This window comes from Corynebacterium jeikeium, assembly GCA_003955985.1.
Lineage (GTDB): Bacteria > Actinomycetota > Actinomycetes > Mycobacteriales > Mycobacteriaceae > Corynebacterium > Corynebacterium jeikeium_D.
The window spans coordinates 856407-881363 of the sequence record CP033784.1 but is presented as its reverse complement, the minus strand read 5'-3'; the positions used below and the strand labels follow the sequence as shown (position 1 = coordinate 881363).

At 58.0% G+C, this 24957-nt stretch carries 22 protein-coding genes and 1 riboswitch; of the genes, 9 read left to right on the top strand and 13 right to left on the bottom strand.

The annotated features are described in order from the left end of the window. Positions 1-2: 2 nt before the first annotated feature. Together EGX79_03910 and EGX79_03905 are read right to left on the bottom strand one after the other, a co-directional pair. On the bottom strand, positions 3-1415 hold the full coding sequence (locus EGX79_03910; GenBank protein AYX81401.1) for an amidohydrolase: 1413 nt from the start codon (positions 1413-1415) through the stop codon (positions 3-5). Between the two features lie 135 nt (positions 1416-1550). Next, complete coding sequence (locus EGX79_03905) at positions 1551-2933, bottom strand: M18 family aminopeptidase (GenBank protein ID AYX81400.1); 1383 nt, start codon at positions 2931-2933, stop codon at positions 1551-1553. 264 nt (positions 2934-3197) lie between these two features. On the opposite strand from EGX79_03905, the gene EGX79_03900 reads away from it, so the two are divergent. After that, complete coding sequence (locus EGX79_03900) at positions 3198-3395, top strand: hypothetical protein (GenBank protein AYX81399.1); 198 nt, start codon at positions 3198-3200, stop codon at positions 3393-3395. Between the two features lie 2 nt (positions 3396-3397). Here the strand turns inward: EGX79_03900 and EGX79_03895 are convergent, their stop codons facing one another. From EGX79_03895 to thiC, 3 genes are all read right to left on the bottom strand, one after another. Continuing rightward, entirely contained in the window at positions 3398-4726 is a 1329-nt protein-coding gene (locus tag EGX79_03895; GenBank protein AYX81398.1) for a DUF2029 domain-containing protein, read from the bottom strand. 329 nt (positions 4727-5055) lie between these two features. Further along, complete coding sequence (locus EGX79_03890; protein AYX82712.1) at positions 5056-6120, bottom strand: HtaA protein; 1065 nt, start codon at positions 6118-6120, stop codon at positions 5056-5058. Positions 6121-6430: 310 nt separating this feature from the next. After that, positions 6431-8137, bottom strand: coding sequence for a phosphomethylpyrimidine synthase ThiC (gene thiC, locus EGX79_03885; GenBank protein AYX81397.1), 1707 nt, complete (start codon positions 8135-8137; stop codon positions 6431-6433). Further along, a riboswitch (TPP riboswitch) is annotated at positions 8136-8257 on the bottom strand. It overlaps the preceding gene by 2 nt. A gap of 260 nt (positions 8258-8517) precedes the next feature. Here thiC and EGX79_03880 point away from each other — a divergent pair. From EGX79_03880 to EGX79_03865, 4 genes are all read left to right on the top strand, one after another. Continuing rightward, entirely contained in the window at positions 8518-9171 is a 654-nt protein-coding gene (locus EGX79_03880) for a hypothetical protein (GenBank protein AYX81396.1), read from the top strand. Beyond that, on the top strand, positions 9168-11015 hold the full coding sequence (locus EGX79_03875; protein AYX81395.1) for a hypothetical protein: 1848 nt from the start codon (positions 9168-9170) through the stop codon (positions 11013-11015). Before EGX79_03880 ends, EGX79_03875 begins: the two co-directional genes overlap by 4 nt. Before the next feature lie 226 nt (positions 11016-11241). After that, entirely contained in the window at positions 11242-12738 is a 1497-nt protein-coding gene (locus tag EGX79_03870; protein AYX81394.1) for an MFS transporter, read from the top strand. Then, positions 12725-13270: a TetR family transcriptional regulator gene (locus tag EGX79_03865; GenBank protein AYX81393.1), complete on the top strand. Its 546-nt coding sequence runs from the start codon at positions 12725-12727 to the stop codon at positions 13268-13270. Before EGX79_03870 ends, EGX79_03865 begins: the two co-directional genes overlap by 14 nt. A gap of 6 nt (positions 13271-13276) precedes the next feature. Here EGX79_03865 and EGX79_03860 read toward each other — a convergent pair whose 3' ends face one another. After that, positions 13277-14479 carry an alpha/beta hydrolase gene (locus EGX79_03860; protein ID AYX81392.1) on the bottom strand — a complete coding sequence of 401 codons (1203 nt, stop codon included), beginning with the start codon at positions 14477-14479 and terminating at the stop codon, positions 13277-13279. A 386-nt stretch (positions 14480-14865) separates the two neighbouring features. Here EGX79_03860 and EGX79_03855 point away from each other — a divergent pair, with 386 nt between their 5' ends. Both EGX79_03855 and EGX79_03850 read left to right on the top strand, forming a co-directional pair. Next, complete coding sequence (locus tag EGX79_03855) at positions 14866-16455, top strand: Re/Si-specific NAD(P)(+) transhydrogenase subunit alpha (GenBank protein AYX81391.1); 1590 nt, start codon at positions 14866-14868, stop codon at positions 16453-16455. A gap of 6 nt (positions 16456-16461) precedes the next feature. After that, positions 16462-17937: an NAD(P)(+) transhydrogenase (Re/Si-specific) subunit beta gene (locus EGX79_03850; protein ID AYX81390.1), complete on the top strand. Its 1476-nt coding sequence runs from the start codon at positions 16462-16464 to the stop codon at positions 17935-17937. A 49-nt stretch (positions 17938-17986) separates the two neighbouring features. Here the strand turns inward: EGX79_03850 and EGX79_03845 are convergent, their stop codons facing one another. The 5 genes from EGX79_03845 to EGX79_03825 form a co-directional block, all read right to left on the bottom strand. Next, positions 17987-18454: a GNAT family N-acetyltransferase gene (locus EGX79_03845; protein ID AYX81389.1), complete on the bottom strand. Its 468-nt coding sequence runs from the start codon at positions 18452-18454 to the stop codon at positions 17987-17989. An 87-nt stretch (positions 18455-18541) separates the two neighbouring features. Further along, positions 18542-19426, bottom strand: a complete 885-nt coding sequence (locus EGX79_03840) for a biotin-dependent carboxyltransferase family protein (protein ID AYX81388.1) — start codon at positions 19424-19426, stop codon at positions 18542-18544. A gap of 18 nt (positions 19427-19444) precedes the next feature. After that, positions 19445-20098 (bottom strand): allophanate hydrolase subunit 1, encoded by a 654-nt coding sequence (locus tag EGX79_03835; GenBank protein ID AYX81387.1) that lies wholly within the window; start codon positions 20096-20098, stop codon positions 19445-19447. Between the two features lie 71 nt (positions 20099-20169). Next, positions 20170-20943 carry a LamB/YcsF family protein gene (locus EGX79_03830; GenBank protein ID AYX81386.1) on the bottom strand — a complete coding sequence of 258 codons (774 nt, stop codon included), beginning with the start codon at positions 20941-20943 and terminating at the stop codon, positions 20170-20172. 93 nt (positions 20944-21036) lie between these two features. Then, on the bottom strand, positions 21037-22248 hold the full coding sequence (locus tag EGX79_03825) for a divalent metal cation transporter (protein ID AYX81385.1): 1212 nt from the start codon (positions 22246-22248) through the stop codon (positions 21037-21039). Positions 22249-22396: 148 nt separating this feature from the next. Between EGX79_03825 and EGX79_03820 the strand changes: the two genes are divergently transcribed. Together EGX79_03820 and EGX79_03815 are read left to right on the top strand one after the other, a co-directional pair. Continuing rightward, a complete protein-coding gene (locus EGX79_03820; GenBank protein AYX81384.1) occupies positions 22397-23083 on the top strand; it encodes a GntR family transcriptional regulator in 687 nt (228 codons plus the stop codon). A gap of 24 nt (positions 23084-23107) precedes the next feature. Next, positions 23108-24079 (top strand): NADP-dependent oxidoreductase, encoded by a 972-nt coding sequence (locus tag EGX79_03815; GenBank protein ID AYX81383.1) that lies wholly within the window; start codon positions 23108-23110, stop codon positions 24077-24079. A 13-nt stretch (positions 24080-24092) separates the two neighbouring features. Here EGX79_03815 and EGX79_03810 read toward each other — a convergent pair whose 3' ends face one another. Together EGX79_03810 and EGX79_03805 are read right to left on the bottom strand one after the other, a co-directional pair. Next, positions 24093-24614 (bottom strand): hypothetical protein, encoded by a 522-nt coding sequence (locus EGX79_03810; GenBank protein ID AYX81382.1) that lies wholly within the window; start codon positions 24612-24614, stop codon positions 24093-24095. Then, a complete protein-coding gene (locus EGX79_03805) occupies positions 24611-24943 on the bottom strand; it encodes a hypothetical protein (GenBank protein ID AYX81381.1) in 333 nt (110 codons plus the stop codon). Before EGX79_03805 ends, EGX79_03810 begins: the two co-directional genes overlap by 4 nt. Positions 24944-24957: the final 14 nt, after the last annotated feature.

The following is a 24957-nucleotide window of genomic DNA, read 5'->3' as shown; positions in this document are numbered from 1 at the left end:
TCCTATGCATCCTCTCTAGGTGCCTGAGGCTGATTGGAATTATCTGATGCCGCCGCCTCAGGACTCGGTGAGGTCTCCCCCGCCGATTCGCTTGACGACGCCCGCGCCTGGCCCGCATGCGACTGTGGCGTGCCAAGGCCTGCCTTCCGCGGCCGTGGAGGCACGGAACCTGCTGCGGGCATGGTCGGAGATGTGGCAGGGCGCTCCGGCGGATGATTCTTCGACGGGTTCAGTGCGTCGAGCGCGATTTGGATTTCCGTGCGCATGCCATTGACCATGGCTCTCTCCACAATTTTAAACTTGGAATTGTGGAGAAAGAAGGGATTACCCGCTTCCGGGCCACCGGTGCCGAGAAACATGTAACAGCCCGGCGCTTCACGGGAAAAATAGGAGAAGTCATCCGAAGGAGCCCACGGATCGGCGGCGAACACCTTGGAGTTGCCAACTGCCTTCGTCGCCGCATGCCAGGCGCGATTGACTGCAATGTCGGCGTTGACCACCATCGGGTACGGAATCTGCCAGTCAAAAGTCGCCTGTGCGCCGTGAGCTTGGCAGACGCCGTTGACGACGGCCTCGATACGCTGGCAGACAATCTCCCAGTCGGCCTCATCCACCGAGCGGATGGACACTTCCAGGTTGGCCGTATCCGGGATCACGTTGCCGGCCTCACCTGAATGCAGTGAGCCGACGTTGACGATGTTCATGTGCTTTGGATCCACATCGCGGGAGACAATCGTGTTCAGCATGAGAGTCACCTCGCTGGCGATGAGCACCGGGTCAATCGACAGCTGCGGGTTCGAAGAGTGTCCGCCACGGCCACGAATCGCGATGGAGACGATGCCCGACATGGTTGTCACTCGCCCAGCGCAAATTCCCACATGCCCTACCGGATGCGGCGCGACGTGGAAGGCGTAGACCTCATCCAAGTCATCGGCGGCACCCTTGTCGACCAGCTCACGAGCACCGCCCGGCAGCATTTCTTCGGCGTGCTGGAAGATGCACAGCACCTTGCCGTGCAGTTGATCGCGCATTCCAGAGAGCACCTTCGCCGTGCCCAGCAGCATCGCCGTGTGCACATCATGACCACAGGCGTGCATCACACCCGGCGTGCGCGAGGCGTACGGCAATCCCGTTTCCTCCTGAATCGGCAGGGCGTCAATATCCGCGCGGTAGCCAATCACACGGCCAGTGCTGGGGTCGCCCGCTGTACCCTCGATGACGCCAATCACGGACGTCGGGGTTAACCGGTACGTCGGGATGTCCCATTGATTGAGCAGATCCTCAATCATGTCCGAGGTCCTGTACTCCCGGAAGCTCAGCTCCGGATTCTGGTGCAGTTGGCGACGCCATGCCACCGCCTCTTCGATAGGTACTTCAAGGCGGTGCGACGGCAGGGTGTCGTTAGCATCAGTCATGGTTCATAGCATGACAGAAAATAGGCTCCACGACGAGCAGCTACGGAAATTCCCTCACCCATTTTCGCTTCACGACGGCCACAGCGCCCCGACATCTCCCCTGCTAGAGGCGACTTCAGCGCTGCCAGCGAGCTGCTAGTGTCCGGCACCCCAGAAATCCACGGTGAGTTCGGCCAACCACCATGGGTCAATCGTGCCGCACATCTCACGCGCCGAGTGCATGGAGACCATCGCAGCTCCGATATCGATGGTGTCGATACCCAGTCGCGTTGCAGTGATCGGGCCGATAGTGGAGCCGCATGGCTTGTGGTTCGCAGAGACAAAATACTGCACCGGCACTTCCTGGCCAATGCGCTTGGAGGTTTCCGCTGCGATTCGGACAACCTCCGCCTGACCGGCCGCCGTGGTGGCGTAGCGCTGGTTGGCATTGATCTTCACCACCGGGCCGGCATTGAGTTCCGGCTGGTGCCCCGGCTCGTGTTCGCCTGCATAGTTCGGGTGCACACCGTGTGCGCCGTCAGCAGAGAGACAGATGGAACCGCGGTAGAGCTGCTGAGTGCGTTCCAGGTCAGCGCCCGTGGCCGCTGCGATGCGGGACAGAACGTCGGCAAGCAGTGGCCCTGCAGCGCCCGTGGTGGAGGCGGACCCAACTTCCTCGTGATCGAAAGCGACCATGACGGGGATGGTGGTTGACGTGCAACAGTTTTGACGGAGCAAGGTCTCGAAGGCGACCAGGGAGGAGTGGACGCTGAGCAGGTTGTCGAGTCGACCTGAAGCCAGGAACTCATCGTGAGCACCGAAGGTGCGCGGCTGCTGGGTGTCGAAGGAAATGAGGTCCCAGGCGACGATGTCGTCGATAGACAGGCTCGCAGCATCGGCGATGACCTGGTGCACATCGGTGCCGAAGGTATCCAGTCCGATGATTGGTGCAGTGTGATTCTGCTTGTGGAGCTTCAATCCCTCTTCATTAACTGCACGATTGAGGTGGATAGCCAACTGCGGGATACGCGCAACCGGGCCAGTGCGAGCAAAGTGCTCATTGCCGCTTTTATCAATTACCCGACCGGCGAACTCAATTTCGCGGTCGGTCCAGCTTCCCAACAACGCGCCGCCGTAGACTTCAACGGCGACCTGCGCATAGCCTGCGGCGGAGGTGCGCGCGTTGGGCTTCACACGAAAACCGGGCGAATCCGTGTGGGAACCCACAATACGGAAACCGGTGAAATCGGCAGCCGGCGTCTCCGGGACGATCCAAGCAACGGCAGCGCCATCGCGACGCAGGACGTAGGCACCGGGTTTACTTGGCCACTGTTCGTGCTCATCGATGACCGTGGCACCGGCTGCACTCAGACGGTCAACGACCTGTTGTGCCGCATGAAATGAGCTTGGCGACGCAGCCACAAAATCAATTAAATCCTCAACGTGACTGAGCGCTGCCGCCGGAACGCTGCGCGATGCCACGTCCGAGGTATCCGCCGAATCCGGGGACTCAGGGGTGGGTGCCGAAGAAATAGCCATAACCAAACTCCTACTTCACATTTGATTCCGGATTTCATTGTATTGGAGCCCACAACTGACCGTGACCGAGCATTGAGCCGGTCCACAGTGTGATGCAGCTTTCATGTTGGGAACGGTATCCACTTAGTCACTTTTGCCCGTTTTAACTCGATATCGGGCATATTCAGACATATAGTGGCAACCGCATCAAAGAAAACCATTTGAATACAGAACCTCTCAAACCGGAGTCCCGACCGGATTCCGACCACAGAAAGGGTTTATACCGTGAGCCTTGAAAACCTGTTCCCCCGCTCTTTCACTACCAAGCGCGCCTTTTTCTCTCAGCCGCTGCGCGAGGCTCTTACCCGCGACACCAGCAGTGACGCTAACGCAGTCCACTTCGGACACCAGGTTAAGAGCGCCCGAAACGAGATTTACAGCGACATGTCTGCCCGTGACATCGTCTCTATGCTGAGCCGCTAAATCTAGCGCTTCCTCAAGTCGAATAAGACCATTGGCTCTGGCTGAGGAAATTTCAATGTCTCCGCGGCAGCTAATTCACTGCCCAATCCAGCTCCAACCTCGCCTGCATCACCATCGCCGTACCGATGTACCGCAAACGCGTGGCAGCCACCAATAATGAGCATCAATGCCAGCGTCAAGAGCATCGCAGTAATCCCCGAGTACACAAATCCGCCGGTATACGGCGTAGCAGCAATCGGGTTTGTCACAGGGAACGTCAGCAGGACCACTAGCAACGCAATACCGATATACGGCCACTGTCTGGTCAATCGGGTCCGCGCCATGGCGGCCAAACCGAACACAGGCGTGACCAGCATCAACATGTAGTGGGTCCAAAGAATCGATGAGAATGTGGCTGCAATAAGCCACGCGCCGGTGATTAGAACCTCAAACCGGTAGACCGGGTTCAACCACGCAACTGCCGTGACCATCAACACCACGCCAAGCGCAATACACAGTGGAATCGTTTTCACGTGACTCGGATAATCACGAACCACTGTTACTAATAAATCAGGATTGCCCAGATCTGTGGCTAAAGTCGACGCCAACGACTGATTCGCACCACCGACCAAGACCGACGCACCAATGTCGTCGATTCGATCAATCCAGTCCGAAATAACCGGTATGTCAATGCGGATAAACATCCAGACCGCCAGTACCGCCGTGGTGGCCAGCGACCAGAGGGCTGCGCGCCGTCGATAAGCGAAAAAGAGCATCACGGCGATGAGCGCATACGGAGTCAATTTAATGGATGCGACGATGCCGAGGACGATGCCCGCGAGCCAAGGACGAGTGCGCGAGGCGGCAAGCCCATAGGCGACGCCCGCGACAATCAGCGGTGTCGTCTGACCAATCCAGAACGAATTAAGAGTGGTCGGCAGGGCGAATACGCATGCGGTAACCAGCGCTGCGATACCCCAGGGCATGGTCGACCGAAACCACAGGTGGTAGGAAGCTGCGACCAGGACCACAACGGCCATTCCGGAAAGAAACAGCAACCAAGCAACCGAGGTTTCAAAGCTCATGACGTGGGATATCGCTCCCAGAGCCTTTGCAAACAAAGGGTTTTGCACAAAGGGATGCGTAAATGGCGCAGACACTTCCTGCGCCAGGCGTGGCCAGACCTCTCCGCTCATGGCGGTGAAATCGATTGGATCGGCATCATAGAGATGGGACTCAAGTCCCCTGTCCATCAGTAGCCCGCCCACCCAGAGCGACGCCCAATCGTCCGGCTGGGTGCGGCCATTCCAGGCCAGCAGCGAGGCAAGACCACCGAGCAGCGAGACCAGCATAAGAGGCCAGCTCATCACAGGCGATTGCGTCAGCGCAGGGGCCTGATTGGGTTTGCGAACCCATATTTTTCGCGAGGCCCGCGACGGAGACTCCGCAACAGCACGTTGCGACTCCGCAACCTGTGACGATGCCCCATCCTGTGACACCGGTCCTTCTGCCCGACTATGCCGTCCCACGTTCCTCCTCATCGCTGGTAAGCGCCTCTATCTAATGTAGTGATTCCAATACGGCAGTGGTTACAACCCCACAAGAACCCGCAAGGTATGACGGCTTACTTTGAACGAAGTGCCAGGTGGACAACAATTGGCGGCCATGATGACCGGAGGGACTACCGGAACTGCGAGATAGTGCCGATGGTCGTGATCAGCTGATCGCCATCACTGTTGACAACAGCGGCTATGGGCATACGCTCCATCTCATCCGGACCGACATCGTAGCCCTGCGAGACCTCTGCCGTAATAATCTTTCCAGTCGGGCCGTCCTCAATGCGCGGATTACGAACGACCACATGAACCAGACTGAACTTCGCGGTGAAGTGAACTTCTCCGCGGTAGCTCTCCCCTTCGGCATCGCTGTTGTCATTGTCGCGGGTGAATGAGACAACACCGTCCTCAGGCTCTAGAGCACCGTTCTTAGCAGTGACTCCGCCACCCAGTGCGCCGAATACCTTCTCCAGCGCAGATACAGAAATTACTAAATCCTCGCTGGAGGGAGCCGGGGCATTCTTGCCCGGAGCATCCGAATAATTCAACGGAATATAGATTTCCTCGGCCTCATTAATAGAGCCGGCTGCCGGATAGACGTAAATACCCCAGTTATCACCAGCTGGGGTCTCTGGCGGGTCAACAACAATGCGGGCTTCAAAACTGCCGTCATCTGTCATCGGGGTAGCCTGACGAGCGATAGAACGCCGCATATCGACGCCCTGGTTCGGTATCGCCTCGAGAGTTCCAGCCGGCGTGACCCAGGCAATGTTGTCGTGCGGATGTTTCCGCGACGAGGACGGAGCACCTTCACTCGGCTTCCACGAGTCCGGGAACGCACTGTAGAGAACGTAAACACCATTGGGCACACCCGGAGGAATTGGCAGCGGGTAACCACCACGGTTGGCCGACGGATTGAAACCACTGCCGCGAACAATAAGAACATCGCCGCGATGAACCGTGGCACCTTCAGCTGGTGTGCCGTCCTCAAAAGTAACGGTAACTTCCGGAGATTCGGCATACTGCGAATCCTGCGGCTGGAAGTTCTCCGCTGGATTAATCACATTGGGAAAATTGTCCGGCACGATTGGCTTCGCAGTGTCAGCCATTGCCGGAGACACAAACGCCGAAAGGACCATGGCGCCGGACAGCGAAACCGCAGTAGCAGCTCTGCGCGCACTCCGCCCCACCGGTCGACGCACGTCTTCTCCAACCGTGGATGATTCAGAGCTGAATGAACGGCGAGTGTTGCGAGTGTTGCGAGCACCTGCGAGATGGCGGTGGGAATTATCGAAAGTCAGGAATCTCAGGCTGTGCATATAAGCAATGTACATCCCACTAGTTAGGGTTCCCTAATCCCTTAATTAAGGCGTGCCTTACCCACCCCCATTTGAGGCTCAACACTGAGGCCGGCAGAAATAGGTGAGATCAAAAGAAAACCGCGGCCAAGCCCAATAGAGCTAGACCGCGGCTTACTTCAGCATCTTCTAAGACAACCAACTACTCCGCGGTAATCGGCAGGTAGACGCGGCTGCCCTGATCAGCGAACTCCTGGGACTTCTCAGCCATGCCGGCCTCGATCGCTTCAACGGAGTCCAGGCCGTGTTCCTTCGCGTAGTCCTGTACGTCCTTGGAAATACGCATGGAGCAGAACTTCGGACCACACATGGAACAGAAATGCGCGGTCTTTGCCGGCTCTGCAGGCAGGGTCTCATCGTGGTAATCCAGCGCAGTGTCCGGATCCAGAGCCAGTGCAAACTGGTCATGCCAACGGAATTCGAAGCGGGCCTTCGACAACGCGTCGTCACGCTCCTGAGCGCGTGGCAGGCCCTTTGCCAGGTCAGCGGCGTGCGCAGAAATCTTGTAAGTAATCACGCCGACCTTGACGTCGTCGCGGTTCGGCAGACCCAGGTGCTCCTTCGGCGTGACGTAGCAAAGCATGGCGGTGCCAGCCTGCGCAATGATGGCCGCACCGATAGCCGAGGTGATGTGGTCATAGCCCGGCGCGATATCGGTTGCCAGCGGGCCGAGGGTGTAGAACGGAGCTTCCTCACACCACTCCTCTTCCCACTTCACGTTGTCGGCGATCTTGTGCATCGGAACGTGGCCTGGACCTTCGATCATGACCTGGCAGCCGCGGGACTTGGCAATCTTGGTCAGCTCACCGAGGGTGCGCAGCTCAGCCAGCTGAGCCTCATCGTTAGCGTCGGCAATGGAGCCCGGACGCAGGCCGTCACCGAGGGAGAACGTGACATCGTACTGCGCCAGAATGTCGCACAGCTCAGCGAAGCGCGTGTAGAGGAAGCTCTCCTGGTGATGCGCGAGGCACCATGCGGCCATGATTGAGCCACCGCGGGAAACAATGCCCGTCACGCGATTGGCGGCCAGCGGCACGTAGCGCAGCAGCACACCCGCGTGAACGGTCATGTAATCCACGCCCTGTTCACACTGCTCAATGATGGTTTCGCGGTAGATTTCCCAGGTCAGCTTGGCCGGGTCACCCTTGACCTTCTCCAGCGCCTGGTAAATCGGCACCGTACCAACCGGCACCGGGGAGTTACGCAGAATCCACTCACGGGTTTCGTGAATGTCCTTACCAGTGGACAGGTCCATGATCGTGTCCGCGCCCCAACGGGTTGCCCACACCATCTTCTCCACCTCTTCAGAGATGGACGAAGTCACGGCCGAGTTGCCGATATTTGCGTTGATCTTGGTGGCAAAACGCTTGCCGATAATCATCGGCTCAGTCTCCGGGTGCTTGTGGTTCGCCGGAATCACGGCACGACCCGCAGCGACCTCTTCGCGCACAACTTCCGGATCCACATCTTCACGAGCAGCAATGAAAGCCATCTCCGGAGTGACAATTCCCGCGCGCGCCCAAGCCAGCTGGGTCTTGACCTTCGGAGCCTCCTCAGAACCCGCAACCGCTGGCACCGCCGGAGCCTTCGGCCACGAGTCACGAGTCTTAGCCAAACCCTCCTTCAGGTTCAGCTCCGGGTTTTCCTCGGTGTAGATACCCGAGGTGTCGTACGCATCGAAGTGAGTACCGTCCGTCAGATTGATCCGACGAACTGGAATCCGCAGGTTCGCCTCACCGAAATCGTTGCTGAACGCAACCTCGTCGTAATGCTTGTTGCTGCGGTAAATCGGGCCAGTTGTAACCTCGCCCTCTTTCGGCGGAGCGGATACAGATACACGTGCGGCCATGAAGCAACACATCCCTTTCCTACGCTGGTATTACCCAGATTCAGGTTCGTCCGGTCGACGCTCGATCCCTAGCGTCCTCTCAGTGCCGGAATTTCGGTTGGCACTCCCGTGGTTTTGTAATGCGCCTCATAGTCTAACCAATCGTTCGGATTACTTCGGTCATTACACCCACGTTTGCCGCCAACGCTTAACGACGGCACGGAGAACACACTCTAAAGGTGCAGGTTGCGGCTGTGCAGAGGCGTGGTTCTGCGCATCGACCGCGTTGTCCACACCCCTAAAAAGTTATCCACAGTCGCTCTATTTTTCGGCTTCTCAGCAAGCGCGAGTGTGATCGCAGTGTTATATCTTTCTCACACAAATTCTTTGGGGAGGGAAAATTGAAAAAGGCGACTACTGCCGCCCTAGTGTCAGCACTTCTATGGGGAGTAACGGGGACTAGTTGCGCATCGACCGAGGCATCCGGCGAGGACGTTCAACCTGTCGGCGACAATGCGACAACCATCACTACTGACTCGGGCGTGACGTTACCCGCGGGTGTGCTTCCACCCAACAATCCGCCGAAGCCCGGTGATGCTCCACTTGGTCCCGATGGGCACTACAACTACGACGCACCCGAATTCGTCCTGACCAATCCGTGTGACGACCCTGAGATTATGGGGCGCTTAGACAGGCTGGGGTTCCGGGAGCAGACGTACATGGAGGGCCGAATCGAAGGTAATAAACAGATCGGCTGCGTTATCGAATCCGACGCTTCCGGCCTGCTGAGCATCTGGCATGCTGCGGTCGCTCATTCACAACTCGAACGCTACAGTGCCGAGCCTTTGGCTCATCACAAAGGGATTTTCAATTGGGTGACATTCACTCAAACAGAACCGCTAGGAAGTTCCGCCTGTATTGCTTCTGTCGAAACAGAGCAAGGGGCCCTCGGATTCGTTATCGACACAACCGGACAAGATAGCCCTGACCCACAGCACCAACTGTGTGCTCCCGTAAATGAGCTGTTAATTGATTACTTGGGGGAAGAATCATGATGCATGCCGTAATTCCAACAATCGACTCTGCAATCCAGAAGTTCAGTATTACGAATGTTCTAGCAAGCGGTTCCAGATTTATGCAGCCCAACTTGGCCGGCTACTCACAGGTTCCGTCACTCCAGCTGGTGGCGACAGAACACAGTCTCGCAATTTCCGGCAGTACGGGAAGCTCTGCCGCCGTCGGATTATCTCTGGGCAAACAGCTCACGTGGGCGCAAACAAATCTCGCTGACTTCCGTCGCGTGATTACTGAGCACGAATCCACCATGAATCGGATCCTTCGAAGCATTAACCCGTTCAATGGTGACGGTGCTTCCATTGCCGAAGTAGCGCGAACAAGCGGTGTATTTCAGCGTCGGCCAATGTTTGAAGCTGGAAGTCTCACTTTCGCGCCAGTCACACTTTCTGCGGAACTCGGTCTTGATGCGAAGTCCCTACTATCCATGTTTTCCTCGACAAACGACGGTGCCGTAGCCGAGGCAATCGCCTACTGGAACAACTTCGCCGAAACTATGACCACGTTGGCCAGCAATCTAACCTCCATCTCATCCGGCTTGGTGTCGAGCAACAGCGGTGCTGTCTTCTCTGCTGCTGACTCAACAATGAAAGGTCTGGCCGCACGCGCAACCAGCATCGCCACCGCATCTGAGGTCATGGCCGGACACCTTGCCGTTTTGCCGTCCGTTAAGGCAATGGCCGTCAATGCACTATCTGCGATTGAGGCCGAGTCCAAGGCACTCCCAAACCCTGGCGCGCAAAAGGCTTTTGAACAGGCCGAGGTAGCAGCCTTTCTCTCTGGCCCGTATACCGCACAGCTACAGACCGCTATTCCTCGAATTCCTAACCTGGTTTCTGCCGATGCCGGAAGTGGTGTGACTGCCGAGGTTTCCGTTGGGGCCACAGTCGCCGGGCGTTCTGGAACTAGTCAGTTCGGTCTTTCGCCTGCGGGGATGACTGGAAGCATGCAGGCCGCCAGCGCACCAGTTGGCGCCACCTCAACTGTTCCGGATTCTCCAACACCACAATCCACAGCCGCGAGTGCTCCCGCTCCTTCGCAGGCTCAACCGAGCACTTCGACTTTGTCGAACCCTACTAATCCGTCTGCTACCCCTGTGCACCCCGCATCACCTAGCAGCCCAACGAGCTCCACAATCTCGCCAACTTCCCCGACCGGTACATCAGGCATGGCTCAATCGAACGCGGCGAATCCAGCCATGGTCGCTCCTTCGGGCGCGAGCGCCCCACTTCAACGCACATCACCGCAAGCATCTTCACCTTACGGAGTTCACGGCAACCGACCGGCTGGCTCCCTCGGTGCAGGACGCACTCCGGGGCTCACACCAGCGGGCAATATCCCGCCCCTGCCGTCTTCTGGAAACGCAAGCTCCCGCCCACCAGCCTCGGGAGTTCTGACTTCGAGCCCCAGTCGTATGCCAGCACCAACAGCGGGTCGCGGGATGGGAACCGGCTTGGGTGTCGGGGTAACTGGTTCTGCCTTGCCAAACACCTCGAATAGCACTGCACAGCGCGGAAGTGGATTGATGAATTCCCTAATCAGTGCGCGCAACAGTGCTACTACCGGAGCTACGGGTGCTGCTGGCGGAATCGCGGGTACCGCTGCTGGAAACCGTGGTGCAGGGACTTTCGCGGCCACCACTGCGGGCAACCGTGGCGGACTGCTCCAAAAGGACTCCGCACCGTCGGCACGCAAACTGACAAATGTGGCCACCATCAGGGATAACGATGCCGGCGCTTTCGAGCAGAACGAATACCAGAAGGAGCTTTTCGGGGATGCGCCAATCACTATCCCGGCGGTGATAGGCCACAACGTCCGAGCGTAAAGCTCCGAGCGTAAAGTCACCGCGTCCAAGCTGATCCTTACCCGCTCGGGCGCCACGGGGGGGATCGAACGGTGTCCGTGAATTCGTACCTCAATAACGCCTTCAACTTAGACACTTTTTCACCGGCCCTTTGGGCGGGATTGGCGTACTTTTGTTGAAGTTCTAGGCCTAAATCGTCGCTCTCCAGAAGTTGTAACTAAACCGAACGTTCGTTACAGTTACTGGAATGACAAGTACCGACCACGCCGCTTCCACGAGGGCTAATCCGTCCACTCCAGTCACCCACAGGTGGGTCTTCCTCGCTATCATCAGCGCCGGCCTACTACTCATCGGCATAGATAACTCGGTGCTCTACACTGCCCTGCCAGTTCTGCGCGAGCAGCTCCACACAACCGAGCTGGAGGGCCTGTGGATCATCAACGCCTACCCACTGGTGATCTCCGCACTCCTCCTCGGCACAGGCACTCTGGGCGACCGCATCGGTCACCGCAAGATGTTTCTTGTGGGCCTGACGATTTTTGGCTTATCTTCCCTGGCCGCGGCCTTTGCGCCGCACGCCTGGGCGCTGGTCATCGCCCGCGGCTGCCTGGGACTGGGCGCCGCGACCATGATGCCGGCCACTCTCGCACTGCTACGTGAGACCTTCCACCACCCTCGTGAACTTGCCACGGCTATTGGCATTTGGTCAGCCACGGCAACACTGGGTGCCGCTGCTGGCCCCGTCGTCGGCGGTTTCCTGTTGGAGCACTTTTGGTGGGGCTCAATCTTCCTTATCAACATCCCTGTCGTAGTTTTCGCAATCATTGGCACGCTGATTTTCGCTCCACCAAATCAGCCCAACCCAGCCAAACACTGGGACTTCCTCACCAGCCTCTACGCGATGCTGGCCATGCTGGGCCTGGTTTCACTCATCAAGGAACTCGCCGGCCATCGCTCCTCCACCGTCATCGTCGCAGCTATCGCCTGTGGGCTAGTGGGCGCGGCACTGTTTCAGCGTCGTCAGGCACGTCTTACCGAACCCCTCATCGACTTTTCGGTCTTCCGTTCGCCGATGTTTTCCGGTGGCGTGCTGGCAGCAGCGCTTGCCATGTTTGTCCTGGCAGGCGCCGAATTGATGACGACGCAGCGCTTCCAGATTTCCGTCGGATACACACCACTCGACGCGGGCTTGCTAGTTGCCACCGCGGCACTGGCATCCTTGCCAGTTGGTGTCATCGGCGGCATGGTGCTCCATCGAGTGGGTTTCCGCACACTCATCACCGGCGGCTTCCTCCTCAACGCCGTCGGACTGGCAGGCATGTACTACGGCGTTTCCTCGGGCAATTTCTCGCTCATGATCGCGGGATTGATACTGCTCGGCGCGGGCGCAGGTTCTGTGATGTCGGTGTCGTCGACTGCGATAATCGGCTCAGCGCCGAGGTCAAAGGCAGGTATGGCGGCGGCGATGGAATCCGTGTCCTACGAATTCGGCACACTGATTACCGTCGCAATCACAGGCAGTCTCCTGCCTATGTTCTACACCCTGTTTACGCCTGTCGACGCCAGCATCTCACTCACCGATGCACTTCACACGCCAGCGCTTAACGACGGCGCCCGCGCCGGCCTCGACAGTTCCTACCTGGCCATTTTGATTATCCTGGCTGTCGTTGCTGTCATTGCAGCGATTGCGACTGCGGTGACATTCCGCGGCAACCCGAAGGAGACTGAATATGCGCACGAGTAAGCGCACTGCCATCCTCGACACAATCGTTGAGATTATCGAGACAAGCGGTTTTTCCGAGGTCACCTACGAAAATGTCGCAACTCAATGCGGAATGAGTAAATCAGGGTTGATTTACCACTTCCCCTCCCGTGAAGACATGATCCGCAGCGTCCATGAGCACATGGCGCAGTTATGGGAGGAGGAGCTTATCGAAGCCGCAGGAGGACCTGCGGAGGAGGTATCCCCCGCCAACCGCCTACGCGCAAACCTCCAAGTCTCACTGGATACGGCAACGAGGGCCGAGCTACTCATGTCCATCGACTCCGCCGCCGAGCCGGAGCTGCGCGAGATTTGGACGCGCCTTTTGCGCCGGTGGAATCCGCCGGCGGAGAAGATTGCCACCGATGAGGAGGCCTGCATGGCCTACGTTGTCCAAATGATTTCCGATGGCCTCTGGGCTAACGACTACCTCAACGGCAATCAGCTCACGAAAGCGCAGCGCAAGGCAATCGCCGAAGCCGCGGCAAAGCTAATTCCAGAGTCGATGGAGTAGCCAGCTCTAGACGCCCTTGCGCTGAACGTCCTTGAGCTCGGAGTCAGTGGCCAGGCCATAGTTGGCACCCTCATAGACAGCCTTTGCTCGACTCGTTCCGTCGAGCACATACTCGCTAAAGGACAGCACCATCGAGCCGAGCACATTCTTGGACGGATCATCCAGGTAGGTGCCGTGGTAGGAACCGGTGACTACCGCTTCCCAGGCGGGCCCTGCAGCATCGCGGTAACCACGTCGATCGGCATCAAAAGGAACGATGTCCTCGTGCTCAGCAATGGCCACCAGGCTCGGAATCTCCGGAGGGGTGGAGATCAGTCCAGCGTCGGAAGGCCCTGGGTTGATAGCAACCAGACCACGGGTGACCATATCGATGCCCGCAGCCTGGAAGGCCTTATCCATCCTGTTGTTCAGGAAGATTGCGGAGCCGCCACCTGCAGAGTGCCCGACCAGCATCGTCCGGGAGAAATCGATCTTGCCTGCAAGTGGCGTGGACTCGTCCTCATTGGCCGCTGCGGCCACGGAAGCTGCCAGCACCATCTGCGGCGCGAACCAGTTGGTGAAGTTGTAGCCAAGAGCCACGACATATCCGTGGCTTGCATAGAGTCGCGCTTGCGCGTCGTACATACCTGGCTCAGTACCAATGCCAGGGCTCAGAACCATCAGCGGCGCGGACTCCATGGAGTCGATATCCGCCGGGTAAATGAGCTGCGCGCCAACTGGGGAGGCGTTGGCCGATTCCGGCAACACGTCATAGCAGCCGGTGGTGCCGTGGAGACCGTGGAGGTCCCGCAGTACGCGGTTGTAGATGGTGTAGACGACACCGTCACATGGCATTGCTTCACGGGTTGCGGCAACTGGGTGGGAGCCCATCGCTCCGAACTCCTTGCGCAGGTGCCCCGCCTCTGGGGCGAACGGCTCGGTGATATGGCCACTTTCACCACCGGAGATGGCGCGGTTTACGCCACCCATGACATCCACCAGACCACCGCCAATTCTGTCCACGGTTTCCGAGTTCTGGTAGTCAACAGTGCTTTCACGTGCAGTGATGTCCGGCAGCTGACCAATGCGCGGTGCCGCCTGCGCTGGCACCTGCCCGCCGAGAACTACACCAGCTGCGAGCGAAAGAGCAACCACCTTCGAGAACTCACGCCCCTGCCCTTGACGGGATGCCGACACGGTCTTTCCGGCCGCCCTTAGTGAACCAATCATCGTTTTCCTTAACTCTTGCCAAGAACCTAGGAATACGAATTTACCTAATACGTAAATACATACGTAAAGAAAGAAATAGCCTCCCCCATCTTTCACCCCTCAAACAATCATTCAGAGCGCTGAAAATGTTCACTCTCGCCCAAAATTAACACCACCACCCCCATTTCCTACCCCCTTTCCACGAGTGCACAAATTCAGAAAACCCACCTCACCACCGTTACCCACATATTTTTATTACCTTTTTCCACAAACGCCTCCGCTGCCTCCCTACCAGCGCATACCTTATTGACACCAAGGACAAAGTGGCCACGCCCACACTCACTGTTAACCGACAACCGAGTGCGCATGGCCCTTAATAAAACCCCGAACAGAAAAGAACTCCCACAATGAGAATCGGCATCCCTTTAGAACCCGATCCCCAGCAAACAATTGTGGCTGCGACCCCGGAGACCGTCGGCAAACTCGTCAAGCTTGGCTACGAGGTCGCCGTGCAGGCTGACGCCGGCCTGGCTGCTAAGTTCACCGACGCGGACTACGAATCCGCCGGTGCCACCATTGTCGACGAGTCTGTCTGGCACAGCGATATCGTCGTAACGCTCGACACTCCGCCGGAGCAGTTCCGTGCACTGCTTAACGACGGTGCCATGCTGATCAGCCGACTTGCGCCAGGCCGAAACGAAGAACTGGTCGAAGAACTCGCGCAACGCAACATCACTGCCCTTGCTATGGACGCAGTTCCCCGCATTTCCAGGGCACAGTCGATGGACGTGCTGTCGTCGATGGCCAACATCGGCGGCTACCGCGCAGTAGTCGAAGCGGCTTCTGCATATGGTCGCCTTTTCACTGGTCAGGTGACTGCCGCAGGCAAGATGCCACCAGCTACCGTTTACGTCATCGGCGCTGGTGTCGGCGGACTTGCGGCGATCGGTACGGCCAACTCGATGGGCGCGATTGTCAAGGCAACAGACCTGCGCCCTGAAGCCGGTGAACAGGTCGAATCGATGGGTGCAGAGTTCATCCCGATTCCGGCCGCCACCGAGAAGTCCGAAGATGGCTACGCCAAGGAAATGACCAATGATCAGGCTGCCGCTGCCGCGAAGCTCTACTCCGAGCAGTCCGCGCAGGCTGACATTGTCATTACCACCGCGAATATCCCTGGCCGTCGCTCTCCACTGCTGCTGACTGCTGCCGATGTTGCAGCTATGAAGCCAGGCAGCGTCATCGTCGACATGGCTGCCGCCGGTGGCGGCAACTGCGAGATGACCGTTCCAGGCAAGACCATTGTCACTGACAACGGTGTGACCATCATCGGTTACACCGACCTTGCAGGACGTCTGCCCGCGCAGGCATCGTCGCTGTACGGCCAGAACATTTTCAACCTGTTCAAGCTGATCACGCCGGAAAAGGATGGCTCTCCAGTTCTCAATCTCGAGGACGAGATTATCCGTGGCATCACGGTGACAAAGGCTCGCTCACAAAATGGCGCCGGCGCTACCGGAGCTGAGATTCTCTGGCCACCACCGCCAATCAAGGTCGCTGTCACCCCTGCTGCCCCACTGCAGGAGCAGCAGGCTCACCAGGCCGCATTAGAAGAGAATGCGCCGGAGAAGGTTTCCTTCATGGGATCTGGCCTGGGCTCGAAGATTGCTCTGGGCCTGACGGCACTGCTGGCAATTGTGGTTATGCTCAGCGCACCGCACAGCGTGAGCGCCAACTTCATGGTTCTCACCTTGGCTATCGTGCTTGGCTTCTACGTAATCTCCGCGGTCACGCCGCGCCTACACACACCGCTGATGTCTGAGACCAACGCGATTTCCGGCATTGTTCTGGTGGGTGCGATTCTCCAGGTGGGAAGCTCCAACCTGCTGGTTTCCGGTCTCGCGTTCGCGGCCATCGTGGTTAGCTCCATCAATATCTTCGGCGGTTTCGCCGTCACCGACCGCATGCTTGGCATGTTTGTGAAAGAGGAGGCATAAAGTCTAATGGCTAGCATTGATACTGCTTCGCTTCTGGACTGGACCTACCGCCTGTCCAACGTCGGCTACATTGTCGCCGCCGTCCTGTTCCTCGCTGCCCTCTCGGGCCTGTCCAAGCCGGAGACCGCTCGCCGCGGTAACTCCTTCGGTATCGCCGGTATGGCTGTAGCCGTCGTCATTGCCATCTTTCAGGCACTCGTCACCGCTGACACCAAGCCGGATACTCACTTCTCCCCGCTGATTACCCTGATTCTCATCGCTGTCGCTATCGGCATCGGTGGTGTCATCGGTATCACCCGCGCACGCAGCGTTGCCATGACTGGCATGCCGCAGCTGATTGCACTGTTCAATGGTCTGGTCGGACTCGGCGCTATCTTCATCGGCTTCAACTCCTACATCTTCGCCGAAGATGTCGCCCCCGATGCCCTGAAGTTCCACTTCGGCGAGGTCTACATTGGCGTCTTCATCGGCGCTGTGACCTTCACTGGTTCCATCGTCGCTGGCCTGAAGCTGTCTGAGAAGATCAAGGGCTCGCCGCTGCTGCTGCCAGGCCGCAATGCTCTGAACATTGCCATTCTGGTGGTCACTCTGGTTCTCCTGGCTGTCTTCATCGCAACCGGCACCGAGGGCGGCACCATCGCATGGGCATGCATGGTTGCTGTGACTGCTTTGGGCCTGTTTTTGGGCTGGCACTTGGTCATCGCCATCGGTGGCGGCGACATGCCGGTTGTCGTGTCCATCATGAACTCGTATTCCGGTTGGGCCGCTGCTTTCACCGGTCTCATGCTTGGCAACCCGCTGCTCATCATCACCGGTGCGCTGGTTGGTTCCTCCGGCGCCTACCTGTCGTACATCATGTGTGAGGCCATGAACCGCTCCTTTGCCAACGTTATTCTGGGTGGCTTTGGCTCCGAAGCTACGTCGGCAAGCGCTGTGGAAGGCTCCCACACTGAGGTCAACCACGAGGACACTGCAGAAATCCTGCGCAACGCGGACAAGATCCTCATCGCTCCGGGCTACGGTATGGCTGTGGCACAGGCTCAGTACGCCGTCGCCGATCTGGTACGCAATTTGCGTGCCGACGGTAAGGAAGTGGTCTTCGGTATCCACCCAGTCGCTGGCCGCCTGCCGGGTCACATGAACGTGCTGCTGGCTGAGGCCAAGGTTCCCTACGACATCGTGCTGGAGCTGGACGAGGTCAACGATGATTTCGCTGATGTGGATGTCACCCTGGTCATCGGTGCAAATGACACCGTCAACCCGATGGCAGAGCAGCCGGGCTCCCCGATTGCGGGTATGCCGGTGCTGAAGGTGTGGGAATCTGAGCGCGTGATTGTTCTCAAGCGGTCGATGGGTTCGGGCTACTCGGGCGTGCAGAACCCGCTGTTCTTCAACGAAAACACCGACATGCTTATCGGCGATGCGAAGGCCAGCATCGACTCCCTGAATCGCATCCTGGCGGATTCGAAGGTCAACGCTTAAACCCGAAAGTAAGCAACGCCGTACAAACCGGAGTCTAGGCGATTAATTCCTAGGCTTCGCCACGGGCTGCATCACGAACCATGGTGATGTGCTCAATGCCGGCTTCCATGAAGGTCTCCCCGACCTCATGGAAGCCGGCTTTTTCGTACACACCTTTCGCCTGCGTCTGGGCATGCAGAATTAGCCCCGTATCCGGGTGGTCAGCGATGACCTGCTGCAGCAGTTTCGAGGACAACCCCCTACCCCGGCTCGCAGCATCGACGACAACTCGGCCGATGGTGCGCGGGTAGCTTGAAGAGTACTCATCGAGCGTGTCAATTACACGCAAGTACGCAATAATCTTGCGGGAGTCATTGTCGTCGCGGATGAAATAGTGCTCTGCGGTATCTTCCAGGTCGCGCCAATCCATTTCCGGCTCCTCACAGGACTGCTCAAGATAGAACACGTCGGTACGCAGCGCCGAGATGGCATACGCATCGGTCGCGCTGAGTTGAGAAAAGGAGGCGTGTTCAATCATGGTGGCTGATTTTACTGCGAAGAACGGTGTGACGCTCATAGCTGGCAAACGTAGTGGCGCACCATCGCGCAGAATGAAGCCGCAGACCTATACCGCCCGCACCCGGCGGAATTGTACCTTCGCGCCGGGCACCAATTGCCCGGCCCTCGACAATGACGGCTCCGTCAACACACCAATGACCGGATATCCACCCGTCGCCGGATGATCAGGACCGAAAATAATCGGCTGCCCCGATGCGGGCACTTGTATCGCACCGGGGACCATTCCCTCGCTTGCCAACTCATGGGTGACCTGGCGCTCAAGAGTAGTCCCATTCAGCCGAAGTCCGACGCGGTTGGCCTCTTGCGTCACGGTCCATGTCTCGTGAAAGAAATCACTGACGCTTTCCCGCGTAAACCAGTCCGCCCGAGGGCCAGGAACAACATCTAAGCGCGCAGCCTCGCTCGACCAATGAGGCGCGGGATAAATTGCGATTGACGACCCCGTCGAATACTCCGGGTCGCCGACCTGCAAGACCTGACCGGCCTGCAAAGGCGCTGGGCCGAGCTTGCCGAGCGTATCGTATGACCTCGAGCCCAGCACTTCCGCGACATCGATGCCCCCTCGAATCGCGACGTACCCGCGAAGACCTGCATCGAAGGTACCAAGCCGCACAATTGCCTTCGCCCCGACCACAATTCGACTATTCATCGAGGTCTTGATGACCTTGCCATCCTGCTCGACAGTCACCTCACCGTGGGCTCCTGCGAAGGATATGATTGCTCCCTCCGCTACTTGGAACTCCAACCCGCCGACGACGCACTCAAGCACCGCCAGGCTTTCTTCGTTGACAACCATCCGGTTAGCAGCTGCCGCGGACTCGTGGTCGAACGCACCGGAAGTACTCACGCCCAGGCTGCCTTGCCCTGCACGGCCCAAATCCTGAATCGTCGTCAATATGCCGGGTCGAATAATCTCGATAGAATTCTTCATCTCTTCCGCCCCCTTTTTCTACGCCGCACTCACCGTAGAAGTCGCTTCAAATTGCACCTCAACCCCGGGCTCAAGCAGCGCCGGATTAGGCCGATTCAAGTCCCACATCTCCACATCTGTATGTCCCAAGAGCTGCCAGCCACCGGGCGAATCGATGGGATATACACCTGCGAATTGGCCCGCAAGTCCGACGGAGCCCTTGGGAACTCGAGTGCGCGGCGTCGTAAGGCGGGGAATATCAAGCGGCTCTGGCCACCCCTGACCGCTCCCGCGCACCATGTAATAAAAGCCCGGCGCGAATCCACCGAACGCGGCCGTCCAAGGGCGTTCGCAGTGCCAATCGATTAACGCTTGAGGGCTCATCCCAAGGCTTTGTGCCAAGGACTCAAGGTCCGCGCCGTCATAGTGAACGGGAATCGTCATTGTTTTTCGCTTGTCGACGGTCTGCCTCTGCGCATTGTTGCCCCGCAGCGCGGTTTCTACTGCGCCGAGGTAACGACGAGCCGGTCCGCGAAAGCGAAGAAGGAGCGTTTGGGCTGCAGGTACCCTGTCAACGAGTCCCTCAATCTCAGCCGCAGCAGAGTGTGCACGAAGTACCTTCGCCAACGGATTGGCCGATGATGAATAGTCGATAAGCAGCGCATTTGTTCCCATAGGGCGAATCTCGGCCATGGCGGTGCTGATCCTTTCTTTCTTGCGGGGTTGAAAAACTGCGGTTGATAAGACCGGTGTGCGAGTCCGCGCTATACGTGGGCAGCGACGGTGACTCCGGCGTCGACGAGCCCTTGGCGAATCATACGGGAGAGTTCGACCGCACCAGGGGTGTCTCCGTGCAAACAAATAGAGTCAGCCTGCACGGTCAACGGTGAACCGTCGTAGGCGACGATTGGTTCCCCGCTAGCCATTGCAATGACGCGTTTGACGACGGCATCGGGTTCTACAATGACCGACCCCTCGAGTACTCGGGACACCAGAGTTCCATCGGAGTTGTAAGCGCGATCTGCAAAAGCTTCCCTAATCACAGGGAGGTCCGCGTCGAGGCTGAGCCGTTCGATGACCGACCCCGGCTGCGCCATAATGGCAAGCTCATCTCCGCAGGTGGAGCGAGCGAGCAGGAGCGCCTCCACCACTGCAGCGGCCTGATTTTCATCCACTGCGATGCGGTTGTAGAGGGCACCATGGGGCTTGACGTAGGAAACTTCGGTACCCACCGCCCGTGCACATGCCGAAAGTGCACCAATCTGGTAGACGGTTTCGGCTCGCAATTCTCGATGTGCGTAATCCATGCGACGTCGTCCAAACCCGGGGAGATCGCGGTAGGCGACGTGCGCGCCGATGCGAATTCCGCGCGCAGCAGCTGCCTCACAGGTCTCCATCATGACGCTAGCGTCACCCGCGTGATACCCGCAGGCAATATTGGCACTGGTCACAATGTTCAGCAGAGCGATATCATCACCCATCTTCCACGAGCCGAACGCTTCCCCAAGGTCAGAGTTGAGATCGATAGTGGCGCCCATAAACGTCACCGCTCCTTCCAAGTAATAATGCTGGTCTTTGTACCGTTGTTATGTTGGTTCTCATCTGAGCTGTGCGAGAAACCGGGGGGGGGATTAGCCGAGCATTTCAAACACACCGCCGAATGAGCGCCACGCCAAGAACCAGGCGACTGCGACACCCAAGATTCCGATAGCCGCCAACCACTTCGGGTACTTGTAACCATTCATGAGATCCGCACGGAACAGCGCGATGTAAATCAGCACAGTAACGCCAATTGGAAGAACCAAACCATTGAAGGCTCCGGCGAAAACCAACAGCGTCGCTGGAGCCGTACCGATGAGACCGAAGAGCAGCGTGGAGATTGCAATTAGGACAATGGTGATCGTGTTTTGAGTCTTGGCTCCAGCACCCGAGGAACGAGTCAGAAATGTTGCTGAGGTGTAGCTGGCACCCACAATCGACGAGATTCCCGCAGCCCACAGGACAACGCCAAAGAAGCGCATACCCCAATCTCCTGCCGCAGCTTGGAATGCCTCTGCAGCGGGGTTTCCATCCGTATTGAGGACCACGCCACCCGCAACCACTCCCAAGACAGCTAGGAAAAGGAGGAAACGCATGATGGCTGTGACGATGATGCTCGTAACAGATGAGCGAGTGGTCTGTGCGAGGTTCTCTACACCGCCGGCGCCAGCATCAAGCATGCGGTGAGCGCCAGCGTAAGTAATGTACCCGCCAACAGTGCCACCGACGAGCGTGATGATTGCCAACAAGTCAATCGTGTCGGGCATGACCGTGTTCTTCAGTGCTTCCCCTACTGGCGGGTTAGAACTGAACGCCACAATTCCAGTGACCAGAATCATCACGACACCGAGCACAACGAGTGCCTTGTCCAGCGCCATACCCGCCCGCCGGGAGAGGAAGAAGCCAATGGCGAGGATTGCAGTAACAATGCCGCCAATCTTTGCGTCCACGCCCAACATCGCGTTCGCACCAAGTCCAGCACCGCCGACGTTGCCAATATTGAAGACCACACCACCGATGACAATGAGAATTGACATTAACCAGCCCAGCCCCGGAAGCACGGCGTTGCCGAGCTCCTGCGCGCGGCGTCCAGAGACAGCAATCACTCGCCACACGTTGAGCTGAATCGCGATATCAAGAAGCACCGAGATCACAATGGCAAAGGCGAAAGCCGCGCCAAGCTTGGCCGTAAAGGTTGCGGTCTGGGTGAGGAAGCCCGGCCCGATAGCACTGGTCGCCATCAGGAATACGGCGCCGAGGAGTGCCGTTCGCCGCGCCTTATGGGCAGATGTTGAAGCGTCCATAGCGTAAGGCCTTTCCCTACAAGTCTGACGATTCCCACGTTGAAGGATTCCTACGTTGAAGATCGCCTGCACAGAGATTGTTGAACAATGTCTCGTATGTTAATTGGTGATGGCCGCCACACAAAAGTGCTTTAGTAGTCTGTATTACATGACTACCCCCGGAAGCATCCTCGACGATCAGACCCACACGTCCTCTGGGGAAAAACAACAAGACGTTTCAGTAGCGGATGTCACCGCAACTGTCCTGCGCCGAGAGATTCTCGCCGGAAAGCACTACAGTGGCGAGCAGCTCCGTGAAACCCAACTTGCTGCGCGACTGCAGGTCAGTCGCAACACCATCCGACAGGTCTACCGCAAGCTGGAATCTGAGGGGCTACTTACTCACATCCCTCATCACGGCGTGTTTATCGCTTCCTTCGACAAACAACGCATCCGCGAACTGTATGCCTTTCGCCATGTCGTCGAATGCGGAACACTGCGATCGCTAAGCAAGAGCCAGGCAAAGCTCCTCGGCGAAGAGATTCTTTCTATTTGTGGTTCACAGTCATCATTGAACCTTCCCGAACGGAATAATGCCTTTCACCTCGCCATCGTCAGAGCTTCCGGGTCCCCCGACCTGTTAGCCACCGCCGAATCAATTCAGGCCCAACTCCGTCTTTGCTTCCTCTCCTACCCCCAAAGCATCGAACTCCATGCCCGATACGCCGATCGCCACATCAGTATCGCCAAAGTTCTCATCGAGGACACCCCAAACCACGCCGCCGACCTCCTCAGCGCCTACCTCAATGAGTCGTTCAGTGCCGTCACCGCTGCCCTCCCGCTTGCCGACCGTTGATAATTAGCTGCTAGGACTACAGTGATGGACATGGCAGCAAATTCAGGCAACGCATACGCAATGATCATCAATCGCTTTGGCGACCCCGATGAGTTCACGCAGGTTTCCCGCACCCCTGCGGAGCCCGGTCCCGGCGAAATCCTGGTCAAAACCACAGCCATCGGCGCGAATCCGCTGGATTACAAGATGCGCGATGGCTCTTCCGGTCTGTGCGCAAAGTTCACCCCTCCCGCCGTCCTCGGACGCGAAGCCGCTGGCGAAGTCGTTGCCGTCGGCGAAGGTGTGGACAACTTCCACCCCGGCGACCGAGTCTTCGGCATGCGCGGCTTCGATGACTTCCGCGGCACCTACGCAACGCACAACGTCTTCCCCGCCGACGGTGTGGTTCGAACACCCGATTCGCTTGACGACGTAACCGCTGCGGGCCTTGCCCTAGTGGGAATCACGGCGACCGTGGCTGTCGATCAGCTAGCGAAGGTAAAAAGCGGTGACACCGTACTCATTCATGGTGCCGGCGGCGGCGTTGGCCAGCTGATGACGCAGCTGGCAGTTGCCCGTGGCGCAACTGTGTTGGCCAGTGCGTCGTCACGCCATCATGAAAAACTAGTGGGCTTTGGCGCGCAGCATCTTGATTACACAGCGGAAGATGTATTCGAGGTTGTGCGTCGACGGTTCCCCGAGGGCGTAGATGTTGTGCTCGATGGCGTGTACTTCGACACCTTCCTGCCCTCGCTGGATGTGTTGCCATCGGATGGTCGGATCGTGGCGCTACCTTCACTGGCCGATCTGGCACCGGCGAAGGAACGTGGCATTGAGGCGCACATTCCGGCTATTTCGAATGACACGACTATTTACGCCGACCTGGCCGACCGCGTGGTTGCCGGTGAGATTTCACTTCCTATCGGACTGACTAAGAATCTCACCGAGGTCGCGGAGGTCCACCGAGTATTGGAAGACGGGCACGCTGACGGCAAGATTGTGATGACCGTCGAGTAAACCAGGTGCGTTACTACAGCTCGCGACGAGCGTTCTGATACGTCTTCGTCAGCGAGCACCACAGCGCGTCGGCATCAGAGATGGCTTCCACCAGCTCCCGGTTGGTCATAGTTTCACGCTGCTCGCGCAGTCGGTTGTTTAGCTTCCGAGCACGAGAGAGCTCACCGCGTAGCTCGATGAGCTCCGGCGTAGCCTCACCGGAGGCAAATACATCTTTGTAGATGGTGCCGACACCCATTGTGGTGTTCACGTTGTCCCAGGCAGAGAGGATTGCGGTGAGCTGGTACTCGGTGTCCATGGCAATCTGTTGCAGCTCAGCGTGATTACGCTCGGCGAGCTCGTGCGCCTCAGCGCTGCGGCGCACACCGACCCACGCCTGGTATGCAATGAGAATCGCAAGCACCAAGCCCGCAACTGGCAATGCATATTGCAGAATCCACAGCGTGACACCGAAGAGCTGAACAATCAGGCCGAAGAAGAAAAATACGACAATGACCGTCGCGCACCCGTTGTCGGAGCCTGAGCGTTTACTCATCGCGGCGTCACCTCCGCCGCAGCATTCAAAATCGCATCGGCCCCCAGGTGGCTGGCGTAGCCAAGTCCAATGGCTGCTGCCAGAAGGAGTATTGCCAGCAGCGTATAGACGATTGCCTCTTTGACAGTGCTAGTAACCGCAATGCGCTGCTCTTCGTAGTCAACCAGGGCACGCATGTCTTTGGTCGAGGCATTCAATCGACGTTCGAGGTCAACCATGTGTTCCTGCTGCTCGGCGCGTGAGATAGCGATGGCATTCAACGGCACATCAACACTCTCGACACTGGCATATGCCTGCCGACGAGCACTCTTCACGCTGTCGAACGACACTGACGGTGCGGGTG